Genomic DNA, 23,200 nt, shown 5'->3' with positions numbered 1-23,200 from the left:
CACCGGTGCCGCGCGCGCTACGGTGGTGCGACCCGGTCCTCTGTCGCGGCCGGGACTTCCTTGAGTTGACCCGCGAGCGGGTCCGGTCGGCACAGCACGCGCAGGCGCACGAGGTGGGGACAGAACAACACCATGGCACAGGGCACCGTCCAGGTGACGCACACCGGCACCTCGCGTTGGCGCCGCCGTACCGGCGAGTACGCATCTCTCGCCGCGGCCCTGGAGGCCGCGAGCGACGGCGACATACTCACCGTCGCGCCGGGCACCTACCGGGAGAATCTCGTCGTCACGCGCGCCGTCACGCTGCGCGGACCCGAGGGCTCGTCGGGCTCGGTGCGAATCGCGCCGCCGGACGGCGTACCGCTCACGGTGCGCGCGTCGGCGACCGTCCACGACCTGCATGTGGAGGGCCAGGACACCACCGCGCCCGCGCTGCTCGTCGAGGACGGCACCCCGGAGCTGACGGATCTGCGGATCGTCACGCGCTCGGCCGCCGGGATAGAGGTGCGCGGCGCCGCGCGTCCGACCGTCCGCCGCTGCACCGTCGACAATCCGGCCGGGGTCGGTGTCGCCGTACTCGACGGCGCCGGCGGGGTCTTCGAGGACTGCGAGGTCGTCGCGGCCGGGCAGTCCGGCGTCTCCGTACGCGGCGGGGCGCACCCCCGGCTCGAACGCTGCCGGATCCACCACGCCTCGGGCGGCGGCCTGACCGTCACCGGCGAGGGCAGCGGCCTGGAGGCCGTGGGCTGCGAGGTGTACGAGATCAAGGGCACCGGCGTGCAGATCGCCGCCCGCGCCGCGGCGCATCTCACCGACTCCAGCGTCCACCGCACATCGGCCGACGGCATCACGCTCGACACGGACGCGGTGCTGACGCTCTCCGACTGCGACATCCACGACATCCCGGAGAACGCGGTCGACCTGCGCTCCCGCTCCGTGCTGACGCTGACCCGCTCCACCGTGCGGCGCTTCGGCCGCAACGGTCTCTCGGTCTGGGACCCGGGCACCCGCGTGGACGCCAACCAGTGCGAGATCCACGACAGTACGGGCGACTACCCGGCGGTCTGGGTGAGTGACGGGGCGACCGTCGTCCTCGACTCGTGCCGGGTGCACGACGTACCGGACGCGCTGTTCGTCCTCGACCGCGGCTCCCGCGCGGACGTCGTGGACAGCGACCTGTCGCAGGTGCGCAACACGGCCGTGTCGGTGAGCGACGGCGCGACGGCGCAGCTCGACGACTGCCGGATCAGGGAGGCGTCCACCGGCGCCTGGTTCCGGGACCACGGCAGCGGCGGCACACTCAACTCCTGCACCATCGACGGGGTGCAGACCGGTGTCATCGTCACCAAGGGCGCCGACCCCACCATCGAGCGCTGCACGATCACCTCGCCCGCCGAGGCCGGTTTCTATGTCTCCGCCGAGGGCCGCGGCACCTTCCACGACTGCCGGGTGACGGGCAGCGGCGGGTACGGGTTCCATGTGATGGACGGCTGCCGTACGACGCTGACGCGCTGCCGCACCGAGCGCTGCGCGCGCGGGGGTTACGAGTTCCCGGACGGCGGCCCGTCGGGCGCCGAGGGCAACGGGGCCGGGCCGACCGTGGAGGACTGCACGAGCGACGAGAGCGGTGTGCTGGCCGCCGTGCCGCAGCCGACGGCGGCTCTGACCGCCACGCAGACGACGGGGCTGCTGGGCTCCGTCCCGGCGCAGGGCGTGACACCGGTGCCGGACGCGCCGCCCGCCGAGCCGGTACGTGAACCGGGCAAGGTTCTCGGTGAACTCGACGCGCTGGTGGGCCTGGAGAGCGTCAAGCGCGAGGTCCGCGCCCTCACCAACATGATCGAGGTCGGCAGGCGCAGGCAGCAGGCCGGTCTCAAGGCCGCCTCCGCCCGCCGCCACCTGGTCTTCACCGGCTCCCCCGGCACCGGCAAGACGACGGTGGCCCGGCTGTACGGCGAGATCCTGGCGTCGCTCGGAGTGCTGGAGCGCGGTCATCTCGTGGAGGTCTCCCGGGTCGACCTGGTGGGCGAGCACATCGGCTCCACCGCGATCCGCACGCAGGAGGCTTTCGACCGGGCGCGTGGTGGCGTGCTGTTCATCGACGAGGCGTACGCGCTGTCGCCCGAGGACTCGGGGCGTGACTTCGGCCGTGAGGCCATCGACACGCTGGTGAAGCTGATGGAGGACCACCGGGAGGCGGTGGTGGTGATCGTCGCCGGGTACACGGCGGAGATGGAGCGCTTCCTCGCGGTCAACCCCGGTGTGGCGTCCCGTTTCTCACGGACCATCACCTTTGACGACTACGAGGCCGACGAACTGCTGCGGATCGTGGAGCGGCAGGCCGAGGAGCACGAGTACCGGCTGGGTACGGGCACGGCCGAGGCGCTGCTGAAGTACTTCGCCGTCCTGCCCAAGGGGCCGGCGTTCGGCAACGGCCGTACCGCGCGCCAGACGTTCGAGTCGATGGTGGAGCAACACGCCAGCAGGGTCGCCCAGTTGCCGGAGACCAGCACGGACGACCTGACGCTGCTCTACGCGGACGATCTGCCCGAACTGCCGTGACTCCGCCGCTCCGTGGCGGTGCCGTCGCGCTGTGCGGGCAGTGCGGGCGGCAGCCGGTCGAGCAGCGCCGCGCGCTCCACGGCGAAGTCGGGGTCGGCCTGGTAGTCGGAGTGGCCGAGGATCGGTTCGGGCAGCGGGTGGCGCTCGGTGCGGCCGTAGGCGAGCGGGTCCTTGAGCGGCCCGTGGTCCACGGCCGGCTCGTCGCCCTCGCCGCCGAGCCGGACCGGGCCGCCGATCGGGTCGGTGGCGCGCCACAGGTTGCGCCAGCAGTGCACCTCCCTGCCCAGGTCGCCCAGCGGCGCGGCGCCGAAGTAGGCGGGGAACCAGCGGCCGTACAGCCGCTCCAGCGGTGAGCCGTACGTCAGCAGCGCCACCTGGTGGCGGGTGCCCTCGCGCAGTTGCCAGACCGCGGCCGCGGCCAGCACGCTGCCCTGCGAATGGCCGGAGATGACGAGGCGTCCGCCGGTGCGGGCGGTCCAGGAGGCCATCCGCCAGGTGAGGTCGGGTACGGCGCGTTCCGCGTAGCACGGTGGCGCGAAGGGGTGCGAGGCGCGCGGCCAGAAGGTGCCGACGTCCCAGAGGATGCCGATGGTGCGCCGGGCGGAGGGGTCGCGGTACGCCCGGCGGCCCCAGGTCACGAACAGTATGAAGCCGAGGCCGATCAGCCAGGAGCCGAGCGCCTGCGCGGTGTCGGCGATCGACTGGATCAGCGGGGGCTCACCCTCGGCTGCCCGGCCCGGCACATCCCCGCTCAGCCAGGCCCCGAGGACGGCGCCGATCCCGAGCAGGAGCGTCGCGCCGGAGACGAGTCCGACCAACCAGGGCGCCGCGTCGGTGAGTTCGGCGCGGGCGCGGGCACCGGCGATCCGGCGGGTACGGACGGAGTCCGGTGTGACCTGCTTCTCCCGCGACCCGTACTCGGCCTCCACGACGGGCGCGAGGCGACGGCCGGTGCGCACGGTGCGTACGGCGAGGACGACGACCGGGATCAGCAGGAGCACGAGCAGCACGGGGATGACGGCCGCCTGCCAGCTCAGCAGCACCGGCGGTCCGGCGATCGAGCCCTCCCCCATGCCGGGGGTGCCCGACCCGTCGAGCCAGTCGCCGACGCGCTGCGCCACGCCGCCGGTCATGACCCCGGCCAGGGCGCAGGCCAGCATGGCGACGGCGGGGCCGCCGAGGCCGTACAGCGCGATCCTGGCGTGCGGGGCGCGGCGGTGCAGGACGAGGGCCGCCCCCGCGAGCGCGACGACGAGGGCGCCCTGGGCGAGGACGAGCACCGGGAACGTGATGGCGCCCGGGAGGGTGCCTGAGGAGATCCAGCCGGGGCGGGACCAGGCGGCGTACACGACCGCGAGGCCGAGCAGGACGAGGGAGCCGGCGGGCAGCCGGCTGATGAGCGCCTTGTCGAGGGTGCCGTCGCGCCTGCGCTCGCTGCGGCCCCTGCTGCACACCACCCAGAGCACAACGAGGGCGCCGGCGACGAGAGTTGCCTGGAGGAGCCAGCCGACGCTCTCGCGGGCGGTGCTCGAAGCGCCGCGGTCGTAGCGGGCGGCGGCGCCGGTGACCGCGCCCGCGACGGTGAGGAATCCGGCGGCGGTGTGCGCGGCGCGCAGGCGTGCGACGAGCCTGCGGCCGTACCAGAAGCCGGGCCTGGCGAGCGCGGGTCGGACGGTCGGCGCGCGGCCGGCCTCGGGCGCGGGCTCGGGGGTGGGCTCGGCCGGTCCTTCGTAGGCGTCCGTGGCGTCGGTGGCGGTCGCGGCCTCCCGCTCCGGCCCCGGCAGGCTCCCGCCGGGAACGGTGTCGGTCGGCGGGCGCTGGGCCTCGTAGGCGCTCCAGGTCCGGTTGGACAGATACCAGAGGAGACCCACCAGCGCGGCCGGCAGCAGGGCGGCCAGCGCGAGGCGGCGGCCGGGCTGCGCCCACCAGCCGTCCCGCGCGGCGGACAGGAAGCCGAGCCAGGCCCGGTCGTCCGCGCAGCCGGCGGCGCCCGCGCACTGCCAGGCCACCAGGTCGAGCGCGACCTCGCAGGCGCCGGCGGTGAGCAGCACGGTGAGCGTGAGGGCGAGCAGCCGTACCAGCACGCCGTACAGCCGCTGTGTCTTGGCGAGTCCGTTGGTCGCCGGGCGCATCCAGTGGGCGAGGTTGACGACCATGAAGGGAAGCAGCAGCAGCCACAGGGCGCGGGTGCCGTTGCCGGAGGTGAGGTTGGACCAGCAGTACGCCTCGGGCACCGGCCCGTCCTCGTACCGCTCGGGGTGGGCCTCGGCCTCCTCGTCGACGGGGCGCCGGTAGATGGCCGCCGTCTCGTCGCCCGTGATCCGCACCGTGTACGGATCGGCGAGCATCTCCTGCGGGGTGGCGCCGCCGACGCCGTGGACCAGCAGTTCGAGCGCGGCGCCGTCGCCGCTGCGTACAGGGGGCTCAGGGGACACGTCGATGACTCGGCTCTCCGGGTGGTCTCGCGGGCGGTGACCGTCCATCAGCGACTCTCCCCGGGCCGGGGCGGGCCGACACCTGCGTACGGGGCCCAACACCGTGGGAGGATGAGGAACCCTGATGATCAGCTGTGTACGGCGGCCGCGGACGACGCCGACGTGGAAGGACAGGCCCCGGTGGTGAGCGACAACCAGAACCTCCTCGCGGAACAGCGACGGGCCCTGATCCTCGACGAGGTACGGCGGCGCGGCGGTATCCGGGTCAACGAGCTGACGCGCAAACTCAACGTCTCCGACATGACGGTCCGCCGGGACCTCGACGCGCTCGCCCGGCTCGGTGTCATCGAGAAGGTGCACGGCGGCGCCGTCCCGGTGGTGGAGGCGAGCACGCACGAGCCGGGTTTCGAGGCCAAGTCGGAGCTGGAGCTGAGCGCGAAGGAGGACATCGCGCGGGCGGCCGCCGCCATGGCCGTGCCCGGCCGGGCGATCGCGCTGTCGGGTGGCACCACCACGTACGCCCTGGCGCACCATCTGCTGGACGTGCCCGATCTGACGGTGGTGACGAACTCGGTACGGGTCGCCGACGTGTTCCACGCCGCGCGGCCCGCCGGTACGTCGGGCGGTCAGCGCGCGGGCGCGGCCACCGTGGTCCTCACGGGTGGGGTCCGTACGCCGTCGGACTCACTGGTCGGCCCGGTCGCCGACCAGGCGATCCGCTCGCTCCACTTCGACGTGCTGTTCCTGGGTGTGCACGGGATCTCCGCCGAGGCGGGTCTGTCCACGCCGAATCTGGCGGAGGCGGAGACGAACCGCCGCTTCGTACGCTCCGCGCGCCGGGTGGTGGTGGTCGCCGACCACACCAAGTGGGGGACGGTGGGGCTGAGTTCGTTCGCGACGCTGGACCAGGTCGACACCCTGGTCACGGACGCGGGGCTGTCGCCCGAGGCGCGTGAGGAGATCATGGAGCATCTGCCCGGACTGGTGGTCGCCGGGGAATCGGCCGGCGAGTGAGCGTCTTCCGTGTCGTACGCCGTACCGCGCTGCCCGCCGACGAGGCGTGGCGGCGGATCACCGACTGGCCGGCGCACGGGCGCCGGGTGCCGCTGACGCGGATCGTGGTGGAGACACCGGGGCCGACCGGGACCGGGACGGTGTTCGTGGCGCGTACCGGACTCGGGCGGGCGGGGTTCGACGATCCGATGGAGATCGTGCGGTGGGAGCCGCCCGGGGCGGGGCGTCCCGGGCGCTGCCGGCTGGAGAAGCGTGGCCGTGTGATCACGGGCTGGGCCGAGATCGAGATCACGGAGACGGCACCTGCAACGACATCGGCGTCGCCGCCCGAGGGTCGCACGGTGGTGTGCTGGGCGGAGGAGCTGCGTGTCGGCTTCCTGCCGCGCTTCCTCGACCGGGTGACCGCGCGGACGGGACGTGTCGTCTTCGGCCGGGTCGTCGACGGTCTTCTGCGTGGTCAGGGGCGCTGAGCGCGCTCGATTCCCGTGAACGGTCGGGCAGTTGTCCGAGTGCCGCCCGTACGTCCGGTGTGACGTTCGCACGATTCACTCGTTTCCCCGTCGAGTGACCGCGCATCCGCACCTCGGAAGGGCAGAGCCCGATGCCGACACACCGGCGAGCGACCGACGACACCCTGCCTGGGAAGCGCCCCGGCGTCGACGAGGCGGAGGCCGCCCTGGTCGAGCACTATCCACGGCTCGTACGGCTGGCCTACCTCACCCTCCCGCCACGTCTCGGCCGCCACCGGCGGGTTCTGGCGGCGCACGCGGTGGTCCAGCGCGTCCTGCCCCGGTCGCGCAAGGGTGCCGTGTCCTCCCCCGTGCCCGCGCAGCGCGGCACGACGGGTGCCGCGTTCGCCTGGATACGTGAACGGGTCGTCCGGGACGCACTGGACCGGGACGGCCGGCCCCGCAACTGGCGCGCGTTCGTCTCCCGGCGGCTGCCGCGGCTGCCCGCCGTCGCGGGGCTGCGGCTGTTCCCGCGCGCCGGCGGCAGCGAGGAACTGGCCCTGGACCAAGCGCTGTTCGCCGTCGGATCGGCCGCCCGTGCCGCGCTGGCGCTGCGCGTGCTGGAGGGCATGGAGCCGGCCGAGGTCCGCGCGCTGCTGACGGCGGCCGGGGTACGGGACCCGGCGGGCGCCCTGCGGACCGCCGAACGGCTGGCGTCGGAGCGTGGCGGGCGGACCGAAGCGCTGCTGGGCGCACCGGAGTTCGACCCCTGCACGGTGCAGACCCGGCCGACGGACCTGCTGCGGCGCAGGCACCGTGCGCGCGTGGCCGGCGCGGCGGTCGTGGTCGTGGCGCTGGCGGGCACGGTGCTGTTGGCCATCCCGGACCACGACGGGCCGGAGCCGCCGGCCGTCGCGGGCAGGGCCGACGGCGCGGCCCTGGCGCGGGCGTTGGACCCGGCGCTTCTGGAGCGGGCGGACGACGACGCCTGGTCCGACACCTCGCGGGTGGACTTCTCCGTCTGGCCGGCGCGCGGCGACCGTACCGGCGACGCGGCACTGCTGGAGCGGGCGCTGCGGGTCTGGGGCAGGCCGGGCCCGGCGGTCCGGGTCTCGGCGACCACGGGAACGGCCACGGTGCCGCCCACGCAGCCGCCACGACTGCTGTACGCGGGCGAGGTCGACGGCGCCGCGGTGGTCCTGCTGCACGACGGTCAGCGGGTGGCGCGGTACGCCGAGCCGCTGTCGGGCGACGGGGCGCGGGCCCTGGACTTCGCCCGTACGGATGACGCCGACGTGACGACGGCGGCGGCCGTGGTCGTGAGCCGTCGTCCGGACGGTGTGCGCTATGTCCTCGCGCCGTGGATCGCCGAGTCCACGACCCGGGACCTGCTCGCGCCCGACACGCCCGCCGGGGACCTCGACGTCTCGAAGGACGGTGTCACCGGTCCGGTGCCGGCGCCGCCGACAGGCGAAAGCTGCTCGTCCTGGCCGGTGCTGCGACTGCGCTCCTCGGAGAAGATCGTGGAGCGGCACGCGTTCCTCGTCACCGATCTCGGGGACCTCTCGCCCGCGCATCTGACGTACACCCCGCTGCCGGGCGCCGGCGCGCCCGCGCGTCAGCCGCGTGAGGCCACCGGCGATACGGCGCTGGTCAGTTGGGCACGTACGGCGTGCTCGCTCAGGAGCCTGCGGGGATCCGGCGTACGGGCGGTCAACAACTGGGCTTTCGCCGAGCAGAAGTTGCCGGAGACCGGCGCGCGGTCGACGTGGGTCTGCACCCGGGCCGACTCCTGGCGCGGCCCCGGCCGGATCATGGTGCAGTTCCAGCAGCCCGCCTCGTCGCCCGTCGAACCGGGCACGGTGGTGGCCGAGGACCGGGACACGGCGTCGTGCAGCAGGTTCGGCCAGCACGTACTGGCCGGGACGCACTGGCGGGCACCCTCGGGCACCTGGTTCCTGCTGGCGGCGGGCAGCCGCGACGTCACACGGATCACCGCCACGGGCGCGGTCCGGGCGGACGAACGGGCCAGGACGCTGGCGGTCCGGGCACCCCGGGACAGCTCCGTGAACCTGACGGGAAGACTGACCGACGGCGCACCACTCCCCGCCGTACGCTGAACGCCCCGCGCCCGAGGGGCTGTACGTCGCGGACACGCTGACCGGACCGTCGCCGACGGCCACGGTGTGGCGCGTCGGCCGAGTCGGTCGGCGAGACGAGCGGGATCGCGGTACAGACAGCTAGTGCCTGTCGTCGAAGTGGCTCTTCCTGATCACTCCGTGTACGCCGACCGTACGGTCCACCACCTGCGACACCTGGAAGTCCGCGGCTGCCGAGAGATAGGCGTACGCCACCGAACGGCTCATGCCCAGGTCGTTCCGGAGGAAGTCGAGCGCGTTGACCACGGCGCGTCGCATGGCGATGTCGAGATCGCCGACCTGGCCGTTCCGGATGCCGTCGGGGTCGGACAGGCCCACCGGCACCCACGCGTCGGGCGTCTCGGCGAAGGGGTAGGTGAAGGCGACGGACGGGGCGTCGCCGGAGCCCCGCTCGCACACGGTCAGCCGGAAGGTCGTGCGCAGGGAACCCTCCATCGCGGTGAGCGCCACCTCGCCGTTGCCCATGGCCATATGGGGGTCGCCGGTGTAGAACAGCGCGCCCTCGGCGAAGACCGGAAGGTAGAAAGTGGCGCCCTGGGTAAGGAGGTTGATGTCGATGTTGCCGCCCCCGAGGGTCGGCGGTATGGAGTTGAGCTGCGGCGCGGTGAGCGTGTCCCCGGCCGCGTAGGCGACGCCCATCATGCCCATGTGGGGGTTGAGCGGGAACGCCACCTCACCCGAACCGCCCATCGGCAGCACGCCGTTGAGGGCCTTGCCCTTGCCCCGGCGGACCGGCGTGAAGTGCGAGACGTTCCCGTAGTCGGCGGGGTCCTCGTCGGGCCGGCCGTCCGTCGACACCGGCGGCATGACCTCGCCGAGGGTGGTCCCGGCCGGGGCCGAGCCGTCGGACTGACGGGCGAGGGAGCCCTTGCCGTGGCGGCTCGTCACGACGCCGTAGGGCACGCGCGGGAGGATGGACAGCATGTCGATCTTCAGTACGTCGCCGGGCCGCGCCTCCTTGACGTGAATCGGGCCGGTGACGACGTGCGGGCCGTCGACGTCGAAGTCGCGCGGACTCCTCGTGTAGTCGCGGGCCACCGCGATCGCGTCGCGGAGCACCCGGTCGGCGCGCACGCCGTGGCCGGCGAAGTAGGCGACGGGGTCCCGTCCCTGGTCCTCCAGCAGGCCCTCGTGGGAGAGCGAGTCGACGGTCACCGTCTCCCCGGAACGCATCCGCAGCACCGGCGTCGCGTCGAGCGCGGGAACGTATCCCCAGCGGATCTGGTCCGGGAGCGACGGCAGGTAGTGCTTGCCGTGGACCGCTCCCCTGCCGGGGTGGAGGATCTCCTTCGGGAACGGGGTCGTGGTCGTGGGGGCCCTGTCGGACCCGGTCGCCCGCGCCTGCCCCGGCGAGAGGGCCACCGCCGCCGACGAGGAGGCTGTCACGGCGGTGGCGGCGCGCAGGAAGCCGCGGCGCCCGAGGGCCGCGACGAGGGTCCTCCTGGCGTCGCCCGGGTCGAAGGCGGGGGCGTTCATGGGGTCTCCTGTGGTCCGGGGCGGCCTCCGGCACGGTGATCGTGCGGGCGAAAGGCCAGGTCCGGAGGGGTGGTCCGGCCGGTGCGGAGTGACTGTACGGAGGCTTCGCGGGCGCGTCAGCGGTCGCGAGCGAACGTCGCGATCTTCTTACCGGGGCGCAACAACGCGCGCCGGTCCCGGGCGTCCCGGAAACCCCGGGGAAACAGAGAGCCGCGTGCCGTTCAGTGCCGTTCAGTGCCGGGCCGCTCTACGCCGCGCCGTTCAGTCCGGCCAGACGCCCGTCCGCAGGAAGTCCTCGATCGTCGCGGTGTACGGCGCGATGTCGATGCCCTGCGCGGCGAGCCAGTCGTCGGAGTAGTACTTGTCGAGGTAGCGGTCGCCCGGGTCGCAGATCAGCGTCACCACACTGCCCTTGCGGCCGTCGGCCACCATCTCCGAGACGATCCTCAGCGCGCTCCACAGCCCGGTGCCCGTCGAACCCCCCGCCTTCCGGCCGATGGTGCGCTCCAGGACGCGTACGGCGGCGATGCTCGCCGCGTCCGGCACCTTCATCATCCGGTCGATGGCTCCGGTCACGAAGCTCGGCTCCATGCGGGGTCTGCCGATGCCCTCGATCCGTGAGCCGCGGTCACTGCACGCCTGCGGGTCGCGGCGGGTCCAGCCGTCGAAGAAACAGGAGTTCTCCGGGTCCGGGACGCAGACCATGGTGTCGTACTGCATGTAGCGCACATAGCGGGCGACGGTCGCCGACGTGCCGCCGGTGCCGGCCGTCGCCACGATCCACGCGGGCTCCGGGTAGCGCTCCAACCTCAGCTGCTGGTACATCGATTCGGCGATGTTGTTGTTGCCGCGCCAGTCGGTGGCCCGCTCCGCGTACGTGAACTGGTCCATGTAGTGGCCGCCGGTCTCGGCGGCGAGGTTCGCCGACTCCTCGTACATCCTGCGCGAGTCGTCCACGAAGTGGCAGCTCCCGCCGTGGAATTCGATGAGCCGGCACTTCGCGGGGCTGGTGGTGCGCGGCATGACCGCGATGAACGGGACACCGATCAGCTTCGCGAAGTACGCCTCCGAGACCGCTGTCGAGCCGCTGGACGCCTCGATGACCGGCTTTCCGGGGCGGATCCAGCCGTTGCAGAGCCCGTACAGGAACAGCGAGCGGGCGAGGCGGTGCTTGAGACTGCCGGTCGGGTGGGTGGACTCGTCCTTCAGATACAGGTCGATGCCCCAGCTCTCCGGCAGCGGGAAGAGCAGGAGGTGGGTGTCGGCCGAGCGGTTGGCGTCGGCCTGGACCTTGCGTACGGCCTCCTTGAGCCAGGCACGGTACGCGGGGTCGCCGCGGTTGACGTCGATGGTCTGCTGCTGCTCCGTCATGCGCGCCGTCCCTCGTCCCGCCCGTTCCCGTGCCGGGGCTCGTGTCCCGGCGCAACAGTAAGCCCTCGACCTGCGCAAACCGTGCCTTTGGGTATCCATAGCCGCGCCTTGGACGCGAGGCTCGCCGGGCGTCCGGCGACGGTGGTGAAGGGTCGTGACGTGTCGTCAGGGGCTGGCGGGGAAGTCGCTCTGGCGTCCGCGCGTCGAGTTGTGCAGACTTCCCTACAGGGAACAGCACGAAGGGGGCGGATCAGCCGTGGCGGAACCGGAGTTCAGCGCGAGCGGCGTCGAGATAGAGCGCTGGCCCCGCTCGCTCACCAAAGCGGGCCGGGTGCTCATCCAGGACGGCAGACTGGCGCTTCTGACCAGTTACGGACGGGTCATCGACAGTGCGCCCCTACGGGCGGTGCAGGCGGCGAGGCCGTGGTTCCGGGGTGACGACAGCACGGTGGCGACCGTGAACGGCAAGCGCTACCGGCTGACCATGGGCGGGGACGGCCACCGACCGGAGGGCCGGCTGCTGGCCGGGCGCTTCCTGGAGACCGTACGCAGGGCGAGTACGGCGAAGACCTGACGCCGGGCGCCGTGGCCTGCCCCGGAGCCGGGGCGGTCACGGCGCGCGAGTTGCGGTCCCGTACCGCGTGGTTCACTCTGGTGTACATCACTCAGGGTGAACCGGTGGTGACGCTGCGATCCAGCCCCGCCGGGCAAGACAGCAGCGAGCTCGCGAGTGAGCTGCTGGATGTGATCCATGCCTTCTTCCGGACCTCAATCGGGGAGTCGCAGCCGTGATCAGCCAGCCGAGCAGGCAGTGCACGGTGGAGCTCCAGGCCCTGCCGTCGCGGATCCGCCAGGTCCGCAGAATCGTTTCCGCGCAGTTGCGCTACTGGCAGCTCGACCCACTCATCGACCATGCGGCGCTCGGTGTCACCGAGCTGCTGACCAACGTCCACCGGCACGCACAGCCGGACAAGATGTGCACCGTCGACATCAAACTCCTGCTCGACCGGCTCACGGTCGCGGTCCACGACCACGATCCGCGCCTGCCGACCGTCAAGGAGGCCGACCCGCTCGACATGTGCGGGCGCGGTCTCGCCCTGATCGAGGCGGTCAGCGAGAGCTGGGGCGCACGCGCGGAGGGTGACACGGGGAAGGTCATCTGGTTCACGCTTCCCGCCCCGTCGAGCGCCGCTCCGCCCCGGCATCCGCTGTACGGCGCGACGACGGACGGCCCCTTCACGGGCCCCTCCTTCTCGTCGGGTCCCTTCTCGTCCGGCCCCTTCGCGGACGGTCCCTTCGCGGGCATCCGCGCCGTGGCCGGGAAGCGCGAACATACCGCCGCCCGGTCAGCCGTCGTCGGCTGACCGGGCGGGGGGCGCCCTGCCCCGGCGCGTCACGGCGCAACAGCGTCACGGCACCACCGCGTCACGGCGCGACCGAGCCCGGCGCCACCACGTCACTCGGTGGCGATGGCGCGCAGCACGTCCAGGCGGGCCGCCCTGCGCGCGGGCCGCCAGCCCGCGATCACACCGGCCGTCAGCCCGACCACGCCGACGAGTACCAGCTGCACCGGCGGCACGGCGAAGGCGAAGGCCGTGTCCCCCGCGCCCTCGGACGCCTTGACGACGACCCAGCCGAGCAGCCCGCCGAGTGCCAGTCCGCCCGCCGTACCGAACGCGGCCACCAGCACGGACTCCCAGCGGACCATCGCCCGCAGCTGCGCCCTGGTCTGGCCGACCGCGCGCAACAGGCCCAGTTCCCTGGTGCGTTCGTGGACGGCGAGGGTGAGGGTGTTGGCGATGCCCAGGAGCGCGATGACCACGGCGAGGGCGAGCAGCGCGTAGATCAGGGTGAGCATCATGTCGATGGCTCCGGCGGAGGTCCGCGCGTACTCGTCGCGCGTCTGGACGTCCGGATCGCCGAACGTCGCCGCCGTCCTCTCCACGGCGGCCCTGGCCTCGGCGGCGGGCACCCCGTCCTCGAAGGTGACGGAGACGAGTGTGTCCGCGTCCTGGGTACGGTGCGGGGCCCAGGCCGCGCGGGTGATGACGTAGTCGCCGGCGAGTTCGGACCGCTCGAAGACCGCCTTGACCGTGAAGGTCTCCTTCCGGCCGTCGGTGAAGGTGAGTTGTGTCGTATCGCCGGTGCTCAGCTTCCGGTCGTCGGCCTGCGACCGCGACACGGCGATGTTTTTGGTGCCGAATCCGTCGAACGAGCCGTCCACTGACCCGAGTTCGAATCCCTCGGCGAGCGCGGCCGGTTCGGTGACGGTCAGTTGACGGCCGTCCCCGTCGACCTTCGCCACTCCCCTGCCGAGCCCCACGGCCGAGCCCACTTCGGGGAGTTCGGCCAGGGCGGGCGTCAGTCTGGGGCTCAGCCCGCTGCCACCGCCGCCGAACGCAGGCACGCTGACCGCGAGGTCCCCGGCGAAGGAACGGGACACCGTTTGGTCCATGGTGGCCTTGAGCGAGGCGCCGAAGACCGTGAACAGGGACACCACGGCGACGCCGATCATCAGCGCGGTGGCGGTCGCCGCCGTGCGCTTGGGGCTGCGCAGGGCGTTGCGTCTGGCCAGGGCGCCCGAGACACCGCGCAGCCGGTCCAGGGGCCCGCCCAGGAGCCTCACGGCGTAGGAGGAGGCCACCGGGCCGAGTACCACGAAGGCGGCGAGTGCGAGGACGGCTCCCGTTCCGGCGAGCACGAGGGACGGTGCGGCGAACACGCCGACCAGGATCGTGGCGATCCCGGCCAGGCCGAGCACCGTACCGACGACGGCTCTGGTCCTGGAGGCGGCCGAGTCGTCGACGGCCGTCTCGCGCAGCGCGGCCAGGGGTGCGGTGCGCCCGGCCCGTACGGCGGGCAGGAGCGCCGAGCCGAGGCAGACGACCACGCCGACGGCGAGCGGCAGCAGCATCGAGAGCCCGCTGATCACCAACGCCCCCTCGGGGAAGGGGAATCCGATGACCGGGAACAGGGCCCGCATCCCGGCGGCGACGCCGATGCCGCCGAGGAGTCCGACGGCCGAGGCGACCAGCGCGACGACGGTCGCCTCGGCGAGCGTGGCGCCCACGACCTGGCGCCGGGAGGCGCCGAGGGCCCGCAGCAGCGCGTTCTCGCGGGTGCGCTGGGCCACGACGATGGCGAAGGTGTTGTGGATGGAGAAGGTCGCGACGAGCAGCACGATGCCGGAGAAGACGAGCAGCAGTGTGGTGAACAGGCTCAGGAACTGTCCGGAGATCATTTCCTGGTTCTCGTCGGCGGACCGCTGTCCGGTGATCGCCTCCACGCCGGACGGCAGGACGGTGCGGAGGGAGTCCACGAGTTCCTTCTGGCCGGTGCCGGGGCCGGCGCGCACCTGGATGCTCGACGCCTCGCCGGGCTTGGGCATGAGGTACTTCTCCGCGTCGGCCCTGGTCATTCCCGTGTAGGTGACCTGGGCCATGCCGTCCTCGCCGCCGAACGTGGCGAGTCCGACGACCGTCACGCGTACGGGGTCAGGCGTGCGGAGCACGGTGGTGTCGCCGATCTCCAGCTTGCCCGCCTCGGCGGCGCCCCGGTTGAGCACGACCTCGCCGCTCTTCCGCGGCAGCCGTCCGGCGGCGAGCCGGTAGGGGTTGAGCCGGGCGTCGTCGATCCAGTTGCCGGCGACGGTGGGCGGGCCCTGGCCGCCGACGGGTTCGCCGTCGGAGCCGACGAGTTGTCCCGCGCCCTCGATCCTGGGTGCGACGGCGGCGACGCCGGGGACCTTCTCGATCCGCTCGATCAGGGCGGTGTCGACCGGTTCGCGGGTGCCGAGCGCGTCACCGGGCACGGTCACGACGTCGGCGCCGCGGACGACGGCGTCGGTGCCGCCCGCGGCCTCGCCGAACATGGTGTCGAAGCTGCCGCGCAGGGTGTCGCCCATGACGAGGGTGCCGGTCAGGAAGGCCACGCCGAGCAGGACGGCGGTGAAGGTCCCGGCGAAGCGCCGCTTGTGCGCGCGGAGCGAGGAGACGCTGATACGCAGCGAGGCGCGTGTCCCGCTCATGACCGCGCCCCCTGGGTCGCGGGGGTGATGTTCGTCGTGGTGTCGAAGGCTTTCAGCCGGTCTAGCACGCGCTCGGCCGTCGGGTCCGTCATCCGGTCCACGAGCCGTCCGTCGGCGAGGAAGACGACCTCGTCGGCGTGGGCGGCGGCGACCGGGTCGTGCGTGACCATCACGACCGTGCGGTTCGTACGGCGTACGGTGCCGCCCAGCAGCCGCAGGACCTCCTCGCCGGAGCGCGAGTCGAGATTGCCGGTCGGCTCGTCCGCGAAGACGACGTCGGGGCTGCCCGCGAAGGCGCGGGCCACCGCGACACGTTGCTGCTGGCCGCCGGAGAGTTCGCCGGGCCGGTGGTGCAGGCGGTCGCGCAGCCCGACGGTGTCGATGAGGGCGTCGTACCACTCGTCGTCGCGCGGGGCGCCGGCGAGGTCCATCGGGAGGGTGATGTTCTCGGCGACGGTGAGGGTCGGGATGAGGTTGAACGCCTGGAAGACGAAGCCGACGCGTTCGCGGCGCAGCAGTGTCAGTCCGCGGTCGTCCAGCGTGCTCAGGTCGGTGTCGCCGATGAGCGCGGCGCCGGAGGTGAGTGTGTCGAGTCCGGCCGCGCAGTGCATGAGTGTGGATTTGCCGGAGCCCGAGGGCCCCATGATCGCGGTGAAGCGGCCGACCGGGAAGTCGACGCTCACCCCGTCCAGGGCCCTCACTTCCGTGTCGCCCCTGCCGTAGACCTTCACGGCGTCGACGACCCGGGCGACGTTGGGGCCGGCGGTGGCGGTGGCCGCCTTGGTGGTGCTCACGCGGCACCGCCCTTGCCCGTACGGCCGAACTGCTCGTCCAGGACGGACAGCCGGCGCCAGTACTCGTCCTCGTCGATCTCACCGGCGGCGAACCGGCGGCCCAGCAGGGCGATCGGTGACTGCGCGTGGTGCGTGTCGGCCGTCTCCCGTACGTCCCGGGCGTCCCGCGCGTCGCGCCCGAAACCGCCGGATCGCCACGGGGGTCCGCCCCGGCGTCCGCGCCGGACGGTGCGGCGCAGGAGGGTGATGCCACCGACGATCACCGCTGCCCAGACGATCGGGAACAGCAGGATCCAGGGGCCGGGTCCGCCACTGTCGGCGAAGGTGTTCATCTCGGTCAACTCCTCGGTTCGCGACTCTTCTCCGTCTTTCTCCGTCGCTTCCGAGAGTCGCGCGGGAAGGGGGTCCGGGTCGTCGTACGGCCAGCGGCAGTACGAGTACCTCGCGGGGAGTACGCGGGCCCTGCCCGGCTGCTCCCCCGGTGGGCCGAACGGAGGGAGTCAGCTCTCGTCGAGGTCCTTCAGCCGGCGGAACACCCGGCCTTCGTGGGCGAGACGGCCCACCAGCGCCCCTCCGTAGACGACGAATCCGACACCGACGAGCCAGGACTGAAGGACCAGGACGGTCCCGAACGGGCCGTAGGTGACGGCGCTGGAGGCGATCAGCGGCGAGAAGACGAGCTGCGAGAAGCCCCGCAGACCGAGCAGGCCGAGAGTGGTGGCGACGGCGCCCGGCAGCAGCGCGTCCCAGCGGACGCGCCCGCCGAGCAGGACCCATTGGGCGAACCAGAAGAACAGGAACGTGCCGATGACGTCGATCACGATGACCGTGAGCGGGCCGGTGATGTCGCCGGAGGGGGAGGGCGTGTTGACGAAGCCGAGCAGCGCGGCGACCAGCACGGCGAGGAAGACGACATGCCGCCACATGGTGTGCCAGCGCGCGGTGGGCAGGTCCCAGACCTTCTCGTAGCCGGTCTGGACGGCGGAGCCGAAGGTCAGTCCGAAGACGGCCAGCGCGGCGAGGCCGAAGGCGGTGGTGCGCTGGAGTGCCGTGTCCGGCACGCCGAACAGCCGCTCGACCTGCAGCTGGGACTCGCGGGTGACGCCGATGGCCTGGCCGAGCCAGCGCGCGAAGCCGTGGCCGCTCTCGGGCTGGGCCGCCGCGACCAGCACCAGCACCGGTACGAGGGTGAGAAATCCGAGCGCCGCGAAGCCCATGGCCCGGTGCATCAGCTCCATCTCGCGCCCGCGGGTCCAGGTGAGCCCGAGCGGCGAGGCGCGCAGCCACCGGTCGAGGCGCTGGAACCAGCGTGGCGGGGGCGGCAGGGGCTCGCTGCCGGACGGCTTCTCGGTCATGGGTGGTGACCTACCCGCGATGACGCGCCGGACCGTCCGTGGTGCGGCCGGACGGGTGGTGGGGCCGGGGCATGGGTCACGCGGCGGGTTCGGACGGTGGGTCCGGGCGGTGGGTCCGGGCGGGCCGCGCGATCGGGGCCGGGACCGTCAGGCAAGTGCGGCCAGGGGGTCGTCCAGGACCGGCTGCCAGGCCAGTTCGGCGGCGCCGACGAGGCTGTTGTGGTCGAGCGTGCAGGGGAGGATCGGCACGCTCCCGCTGCGGCCCCACAGACTGCGGTCGGCGACGACGGCGCGTAGCCGAGCCGGGTCGGCGTCGAGCAGTTCGCGGTGCAGGCCGCCGAGGATGACACGGTCCGGGTTGAGGATGTTCACGAGTCCGGCGAGCCCTTGGCCGAGTCGGTCGATCAGTTCCTCGGCCGCCGCGCGTACGGACCGGTCCGCGTACTCCGTACGGAGCAGGTCGCGCGACTGCTGGAGCAGCGACACCTCGGGGCCGGGGTCCCGGCCGGCCGCGTCGAGGAACGCCAGCGGGTCGGTCTCGACGTCGAGACAGCCGCGGCTGCCGCAATGGCAGGGCCTGCCTTCGGGGTTGACGGTCAGATGGCCGACTTCGAGCGCCAGCCCCGAACTGCCCGTGTGCAGACGGCCGTCCACGACGAGCGCGCCGCCGACACCGCGATGTCCCGTGGCGACACAGAGGAGTTGACCGGCGCCCCGGCCCGCGCCGTGCCGGTGTTCGGCGAGGGCCGCCAGGTTGACGTCGTTGCCGGTGAAGGCGGGGCCCTCGATGCCGGCGGCGCGTACCTGTTCGACGAAGAGGGCGCGTACGGGGGCGCCCGCGGGCCAGGCGAGGTGCAGCGGGTTGAGCGCGGTGCCCTCCGGTTCGGCGACCGCCGACGGGACGGCGAGTCCGGCGCCGACGCAGCGCCGTCCGCTCTCGCGCAGGAGGGCGGCGCCCTCCGCGACGACGGCGCGGAGCACCTGGGCGGGGTCAGAGGAGACGATCACGGAGCCGGGCGCCGTGGCGACCGTACGGCCGCCGAGGGCGACCAGGGCGGCGCGGAAGCCGTCGGCGTGCACCTGGGCGGCGAGGACCACGGGGCCGGTGTCGTCCACGGAGAGGCGGTGCGAGGGGCGGCCCTGGGAACCGGCCGCGGCGCCGGGGCGGGAGTCGACCCGGATCAGGCCGAGTGCTTCCAGTTCGGCGGCGACGGCGCCCGCTGTCGCGCGGGTGACGCCCAGTTCGGTGGTGAGCACGGCGCGGGTGGGCGCGCGGCCCGTGTGAACCAGTTCCAGTGCGGGGCCGAGCGCGCTGCGGCCTCTCTCCAGTCGTGTTCTGGTCGTCGTCGCCTTGCCGTTCATATGGGTGAGTCTCCCATGATCCCGGCGGTGAACCGCCGTCTTGTACGGATCGGCCCCGAGCCCCTATCCTTCTTTTGTGCCGAACCTAAACAAACTCCGGACGGCCATATCGGGGGGCCGCGGCGGAGATCCCGCCACCGACGCCTCGCTGTCCCGCCTCGCCCGCCTCCGTATCAGCCTGACCGTGTTCTTCGCCCTGGACGGCTTCCTCTTCGCCGGCTGGGTGGTCCGTATCCCCGCCATCAAGCAGCAGACCGGCGCGTCGGCGAGCGACCTCGGTCTGGCCCTCCTGGGGGTGTCCGCCGGGGCCGTGGTGACGATGATGTTCACGGGGCGGATGTGCAAGCGGGTCGGCAGCCATCCGGTGACCGTGGTCAGCATGCCGCTGCTGGCCCTGAGCATCGCCCTGCCCGCGCAGACGCACTCGGCGCTGACGCTCGGCCTGGTCCTGCTCGTCTTCGGTGCCGCGTACGGCTCACTCAACGTCTCGATGAACAGCGCGGCCGTCGACTTCGTCGCCGTACTGCGCCGCCCCGTGATGTCCAGCTTCCACGCCGCGTTCAGCCTGGGAGGCATGGCGGGCGCGGGACTCGGCGGTCTGGTGGCCGGCAGCCTGTCCGTCTCGACGCACCTTCTCGCCCTCACCGGCGTCGGCCTGCTCGTCACGGCACTGGCCGGTCCTTCGCTGCTGCGCAACACGGTGCCCGCCGCAGCCGGTCCCGCCGCCCCCTCGAAGGGGACGCCGGCTCCCCGGCGGCTCGACCGGCGTACGCGCCGGCTCGTCGTTCTCTTCGGCGTGATCGCGCTGTGCACCGCGTACGGGGAAGGTGCCCTCGCCGACTGGGGCGCGCTGCATCTGGCCCAGGACCTGGACGCCGGCGCCGGGCTCGCCGCCGCCGGGTACTCCCTCTTCGCCCTCGCCATGACGGTGGGGCGCCTGTCCGGTACGGCGCTGCTCGAACGGCTCGGTCAGACCCGCACGCTGGTCGCCGGCGGCCTGCTCGCCTCGCTCGGCATGCTCCTCGGCGCCCTCGCGCCGACGACCTGGCTCGCGCTGGCCGGCTTCGCCGTCACGGGACTCGGCCTCGCCAACATCTTTCCGGTGGCCGTGGCCAGGGCGGGCGCGCTCGCGGGTCCGAGCGGCGTCGCCGCCGCGTCCACGCTGGGGTACGGCGGCATGCTGCTGGGGCCGCCCGCGATCGGCTTCCTCGCCGACTGGTTCTCCCTGCCCGTCGCGCTGACCACCGTCGCCCTGCTGGCCGCCACGGCCGCGCTCATCGCGTACGCGGCGCGCAACCTCTCGGCGCCCGAACCGGCGCTCCCCACGGACGTCCCGGCCGATCGGGCGCGAGCGGGCGTACCGGCCGACGCACCGGCCGACGCACCGGCCGTTCCGCGTCACTGAGACTGCCTACATCCGGCAGCAGGGCGGGACGGAGGACGGAGGGGCCCTCAGACCTCGACCGGCTGCGGCATCCGCCTGACGACCTGTACGAGCGGGGCCAGGTCGGGCTCCGACGCGGCGGCGTCGAGGGCCTCGCGCAACGCCTCGTTGTTGGTCGGGCGGGCCTGCTCCAGCAGGGCGAGGCCCGTGGCGGAGACGTTGGTGTAGATGCCGCGCCGGTCGGTCGGGCACAGGTAGCGGGCGAGCAGACCCCGGTCCTCCAGTCGGGTGACCAGCCGGGTGGTGGCGCTCTGGCTGAGGACGACGGCGTCCGCGACCTGCTTCATCTGCAGATGACCGCCCTCGCCGTCGTGCTGGCGGCTGAGGACGTCGAGCAGCGAGTACTCCCGCACGCTCAGGCCGTGCTCGGCCTGCAACGCGCGCTCGACGTGCGACTCGATCCTGCCGTGGAGCAGGGACAGCGCGCACCAGCCCTGGGCGAGGGCGGTGAGCGCGGGGTCGGTTGCGGTCATCGTTGTCACGCGTCCTTCCTTGAGAGCCTTCGGCGGCCGGCCAGGCGTACGCAACTATACCGCGCTTGCAATTAACGCGCGTGTGCAATTATTGTGGCCGCTCATAAAGAGCTACCGCAACTTCGCCTCGGAAGGCCACACCCATGCCCCTCGCGCTCCTGGCTCTCGCCATCGGGGCCTTCGGTATCGGAACCACCGAATTCGTCATCATGGGTCTGCTGCCCGATGTCGCCGCCGACTTCGGCGTCTCGGTGCCCCACGCCGGATTCCTGGTCACCGGATACGCCCTCGGCGTCATGGTCGGCGCCCCGCTCATGACGGCCCTCGGCACCAGGATGTCCCGCAAGAACATGCTGATGCTGCTCATGGGTCTGTTCATCGTGGGCAACGTCATCTCGGCCGTCGCACCGGTCTTCGCGGTCATGCTCATCGGCCGGGTGGTCGCCTCGCTGGCGCACGGCGCGTTCTTCGGCATCGGCTCCGTCGTCGCCGCCGAACTGGTCGCCCCCGAGAAGAAGGCCGGCGCCATCTCCATGATGTTCACCGGCCTGACCGTCGCCAATGTCGTCGGCGTGCCGCTGGGCACCTTCGTCGGGCAGAGCGCCGGCTGGCGGGTCACCTTCTTCATCGTCGCCGCGCTCGGTGTCGTCGGCCTGGTCGGCGTGGCCAAGCTCGTACCCGACACGCCGAAGCCCGAAGGCGTACGGCTGCGCCACGAGTTGGCCGCCTTCAAGCACGTACAGGTGCTGCTGGCCATGGCGATGACGGTGCTCGGCTTCGGTGGCGTCTTCGCGGCCGTCACCTACATAGCGCCGATGATGACCGAGGTCGCCGGCTACGCGGAATCGTCCGTGACCTGGCTCCTGGTCCTGTTCGGTCTCGGCATGGTCGTGGGCAACCTGATCGGCGGGAGGTTCGCCGACCGCAAGCTCATGCCGATGCTCTTCACCGCGCTCGGCGGTCTGACCGTGGTCCTGGCCCTGTTCACGGCGGGTGCGCACAACAAGGCGACAGCCGCCGTCGCCGTGTTCCTGATCGGAGCCCTCGGCTTCGCCACGGTGCCACCGCTGCAGAAGCGCGTACTGGACTACGCGCACGGCGCGCCGACCCTCGCGTCGGCGGTCAACATCGGCGCCTTCAACCTCGGCAACGCGCTCGCCGCCTGGCTCGGCGGTGTCGTCATCGCCGCCGGATTCGGCTACACCGCGCCCAACTGGGTCGGCGCGGCCCTCGCCGCCTCGGCCCTGGTCCTCGCCGTGGTCTCCAGCACCCTGGAGCGCCGCGCCGCCGTACCGGCCGAGGTTCCGGCTCCGGCTCCGGCTCCGGCCCGGCGGTCCGTCGCGGCGCGACGCTGACCGCACGCGACCCACCCCCGTCGCCCACCGGCGACCAGCGGGATCGACCCGCGCAGAAGAACAGAAACAGAGAAGGACAAGTGAGTACCCCATGACCGCCATCCCCACCGTCACCCTCAACAACGGCGTGACCATGCCCCAGCTCGGCTTCGGTGTCTTCCAGGTCCCCGACGAGGAGACCACCGCCGCCGTCGCCACCGCCCTCAAGGCCGGATACCGCAGCATCGACACCGCCGTGATCTACGGCAACGAGCGCGGCGTGGGCCGGGCGCTCGCCGACTCCGGCATCGCCCGCGACGAGCTGTTCATCACCACCAAGCTGTGGAACGCAGACCAGGGTTACGACTCCACGCTCGCCGCCTTCGAGACCTCCCTGGACAAGCTCGGCCTCGACCACGTCGACCTCTACCTCATCCACTGGCCCACCCCGGCCCGGGACCGCTACCTCGACACCTGGCGCGCGCTGGAGAAGCTGTACGCCGACGGACGTACCCGCGCCATCGGCGTCTCCAACTTCCGGCCCGCCCACCTGGAGCGCCTGCTCGGGGCCGCCTCGGTCGTGCCCGCCGTGAACCAGATCGAGCTCCACCCGGGCCTCCAGCAGCGCGAGTCGCGCGACTTCCACGCGCGCCACGGCATAGCCACCGAGGCGTGGAGCCCGCTCGCCCAGGGCGCCGTCCTCAAAAACGACGCGGTCACCACGATCGCCGCGCGGCACGGCAGGAGTCCGGCGCAGGTCGTGCTCCGCTGGCATCTGCAGATCGGCAACGTGGTCATCCCCAAGTCGGTCACCGAGGCCCGGATCCACGAGAACCTCGACGTCTTCGGCTTCGAACTCGACGCGCGGGAGATCGACGCGCTCGACGCGCTGGACCGGGGCATGCGTACGGGCCCGGACCCGGACACCCTCAACTGACCCGTAGG

Annotated in this window: 18 protein-coding genes; 9 read left to right on the top strand and 9 right to left on the bottom strand. The window is 72.6% G+C overall.

The annotated features are described in order from the left end of the window. Positions 1-132: 132 nt before the first annotated feature. Positions 133-2,562, top strand: coding sequence for a right-handed parallel beta-helix repeat-containing protein (locus ACFUN8_RS11400; RefSeq protein ID WP_383634597.1), 2,430 nt, complete (start codon positions 133-135; stop codon positions 2,560-2,562). On the opposite strand, the gene ACFUN8_RS11395 is transcribed toward ACFUN8_RS11400, so the two are convergent. Then, on the bottom strand, positions 2,532-5,045 hold the full coding sequence (locus tag ACFUN8_RS11395) for a hypothetical protein (protein ID WP_383634595.1): 2,514 nt from the start codon (positions 5,043-5,045) through the stop codon (positions 2,532-2,534). The genes ACFUN8_RS11400 and ACFUN8_RS11395 overlap by 31 nt on opposite strands. 135 nt (positions 5,046-5,180) lie before the next feature. Between ACFUN8_RS11395 and ACFUN8_RS11390 the strand changes: the two genes are divergently transcribed. The 3 genes from ACFUN8_RS11390 (at position 5,181) to ACFUN8_RS11380 (ending at position 8,580) form a co-directional block, all read left to right on the top strand. Then, positions 5,181-6,011 (top strand): DeoR/GlpR family DNA-binding transcription regulator, encoded by an 831-nt coding sequence (locus ACFUN8_RS11390; protein WP_383634631.1) that lies wholly within the window; start codon positions 5,181-5,183, stop codon positions 6,009-6,011. Beyond that, a complete protein-coding gene (locus tag ACFUN8_RS11385) occupies positions 6,008-6,481 on the top strand; it encodes an SRPBCC family protein (RefSeq protein WP_383634593.1) in 474 nt (157 codons plus the stop codon). The genes ACFUN8_RS11390 and ACFUN8_RS11385 overlap by 4 nt, the downstream gene beginning before the upstream one ends. Before the next feature lie 131 nt (positions 6,482-6,612). Next, positions 6,613-8,580 carry a hypothetical protein gene (locus tag ACFUN8_RS11380; protein WP_383634591.1) on the top strand — a complete coding sequence of 656 codons (1,968 nt, stop codon included), beginning with the start codon at positions 6,613-6,615 and terminating at the stop codon, positions 8,578-8,580. 120 nt (positions 8,581-8,700) lie between these two features. Here ACFUN8_RS11380 and ACFUN8_RS11375 read toward each other — a convergent pair whose 3' ends face one another. Next, positions 8,701-10,095, bottom strand: a complete 1,395-nt coding sequence (locus ACFUN8_RS11375; RefSeq protein WP_383634589.1) for an acetamidase/formamidase family protein — start codon at positions 10,093-10,095, stop codon at positions 8,701-8,703. A 261-nt stretch (positions 10,096-10,356) separates the two neighbouring features. Continuing rightward, entirely contained in the window at positions 10,357-11,466 is a 1,110-nt protein-coding gene (locus tag ACFUN8_RS11370) for a PLP-dependent cysteine synthase family protein (protein ID WP_383634587.1), read from the bottom strand. 256 nt (positions 11,467-11,722) lie between these two features. Here ACFUN8_RS11370 and ACFUN8_RS11365 point away from each other — a divergent pair, with 256 nt between their 5' ends. Both ACFUN8_RS11365 and ACFUN8_RS11360 read left to right on the top strand, forming a co-directional pair. Further along, positions 11,723-12,040, top strand: a complete 318-nt coding sequence (locus tag ACFUN8_RS11365; protein WP_383634585.1) for a hypothetical protein — start codon at positions 11,723-11,725, stop codon at positions 12,038-12,040. A 214-nt stretch (positions 12,041-12,254) separates the two neighbouring features. Then, on the top strand, positions 12,255-12,830 hold the full coding sequence (locus ACFUN8_RS11360; RefSeq protein WP_383634583.1) for an ATP-binding protein: 576 nt from the start codon (positions 12,255-12,257) through the stop codon (positions 12,828-12,830). Between the two features lie 92 nt (positions 12,831-12,922). Here ACFUN8_RS11360 and ACFUN8_RS11355 read toward each other — a convergent pair whose 3' ends face one another. The 5 genes from ACFUN8_RS11355 to ACFUN8_RS11335 all read right to left on the bottom strand — a co-directional run bounded on the left by ACFUN8_RS11355 (position 12,923) and on the right by ACFUN8_RS11335 (position 19,004). Beyond that, a complete protein-coding gene (locus tag ACFUN8_RS11355) occupies positions 12,923-15,493 on the bottom strand; it encodes an ABC transporter permease (protein WP_383634581.1) in 2,571 nt (856 codons plus the stop codon). Then, positions 15,490-16,287: an ABC transporter ATP-binding protein gene (locus ACFUN8_RS11350; RefSeq protein WP_383634579.1), complete on the bottom strand. Its 798-nt coding sequence runs from the start codon at positions 16,285-16,287 to the stop codon at positions 15,490-15,492. Before ACFUN8_RS11350 ends, ACFUN8_RS11355 begins: the two co-directional genes overlap by 4 nt. After that, the gene (locus ACFUN8_RS11345; protein WP_383634577.1) at positions 16,284-16,619 is read right to left on the bottom strand and encodes an SHOCT domain-containing protein; all 336 of its coding nucleotides are present in this window, start codon (positions 16,617-16,619) and stop codon (positions 16,284-16,286) included. The genes ACFUN8_RS11350 and ACFUN8_RS11345 overlap by 4 nt, the downstream gene beginning before the upstream one ends. 168 nt (positions 16,620-16,787) lie before the next feature. After that, on the bottom strand, positions 16,788-17,642 hold the full coding sequence (locus tag ACFUN8_RS11340) for a YhjD/YihY/BrkB family envelope integrity protein (RefSeq protein WP_383634575.1): 855 nt from the start codon (positions 17,640-17,642) through the stop codon (positions 16,788-16,790). A gap of 147 nt (positions 17,643-17,789) precedes the next feature. After that, entirely contained in the window at positions 17,790-19,004 is a 1,215-nt protein-coding gene (locus ACFUN8_RS11335; RefSeq protein WP_383634573.1) for an ROK family protein, read from the bottom strand. A 76-nt stretch (positions 19,005-19,080) separates the two neighbouring features. Between ACFUN8_RS11335 and ACFUN8_RS11330 the strand changes: the two genes are divergently transcribed. Continuing rightward, a complete protein-coding gene (locus ACFUN8_RS11330; protein WP_383634571.1) occupies positions 19,081-20,409 on the top strand; it encodes an MFS transporter in 1,329 nt (442 codons plus the stop codon). Positions 20,410-20,456: 47 nt separating this feature from the next. Here ACFUN8_RS11330 and ACFUN8_RS11325 read toward each other — a convergent pair whose 3' ends face one another. Continuing rightward, positions 20,457-20,921 carry a MarR family winged helix-turn-helix transcriptional regulator gene (locus ACFUN8_RS11325; protein WP_383634569.1) on the bottom strand — a complete coding sequence of 155 codons (465 nt, stop codon included), beginning with the start codon at positions 20,919-20,921 and terminating at the stop codon, positions 20,457-20,459. A gap of 143 nt (positions 20,922-21,064) precedes the next feature. On the opposite strand from ACFUN8_RS11325, the gene ACFUN8_RS11320 reads away from it, so the two are divergent. Together ACFUN8_RS11320 and ACFUN8_RS11315 are read left to right on the top strand one after the other, a co-directional pair. Continuing rightward, positions 21,065-22,276 (top strand): MFS transporter, encoded by a 1,212-nt coding sequence (locus tag ACFUN8_RS11320; protein ID WP_383634567.1) that lies wholly within the window; start codon positions 21,065-21,067, stop codon positions 22,274-22,276. A 91-nt stretch (positions 22,277-22,367) separates the two neighbouring features. Continuing rightward, a complete protein-coding gene (locus tag ACFUN8_RS11315; protein ID WP_383634565.1) occupies positions 22,368-23,192 on the top strand; it encodes an aldo/keto reductase in 825 nt (274 codons plus the stop codon). Positions 23,193-23,200: the final 8 nt, after the last annotated feature.

It is taken from the genome of Streptomyces sp. NPDC057307, assembly GCF_042667665.1.
Lineage (GTDB): Bacteria > Actinomycetota > Actinomycetes > Streptomycetales > Streptomycetaceae > Streptomyces.
Note: the sequence above shows the minus strand (reverse complement) of the source record. Positions and strands in the feature narration are given on the sequence as shown.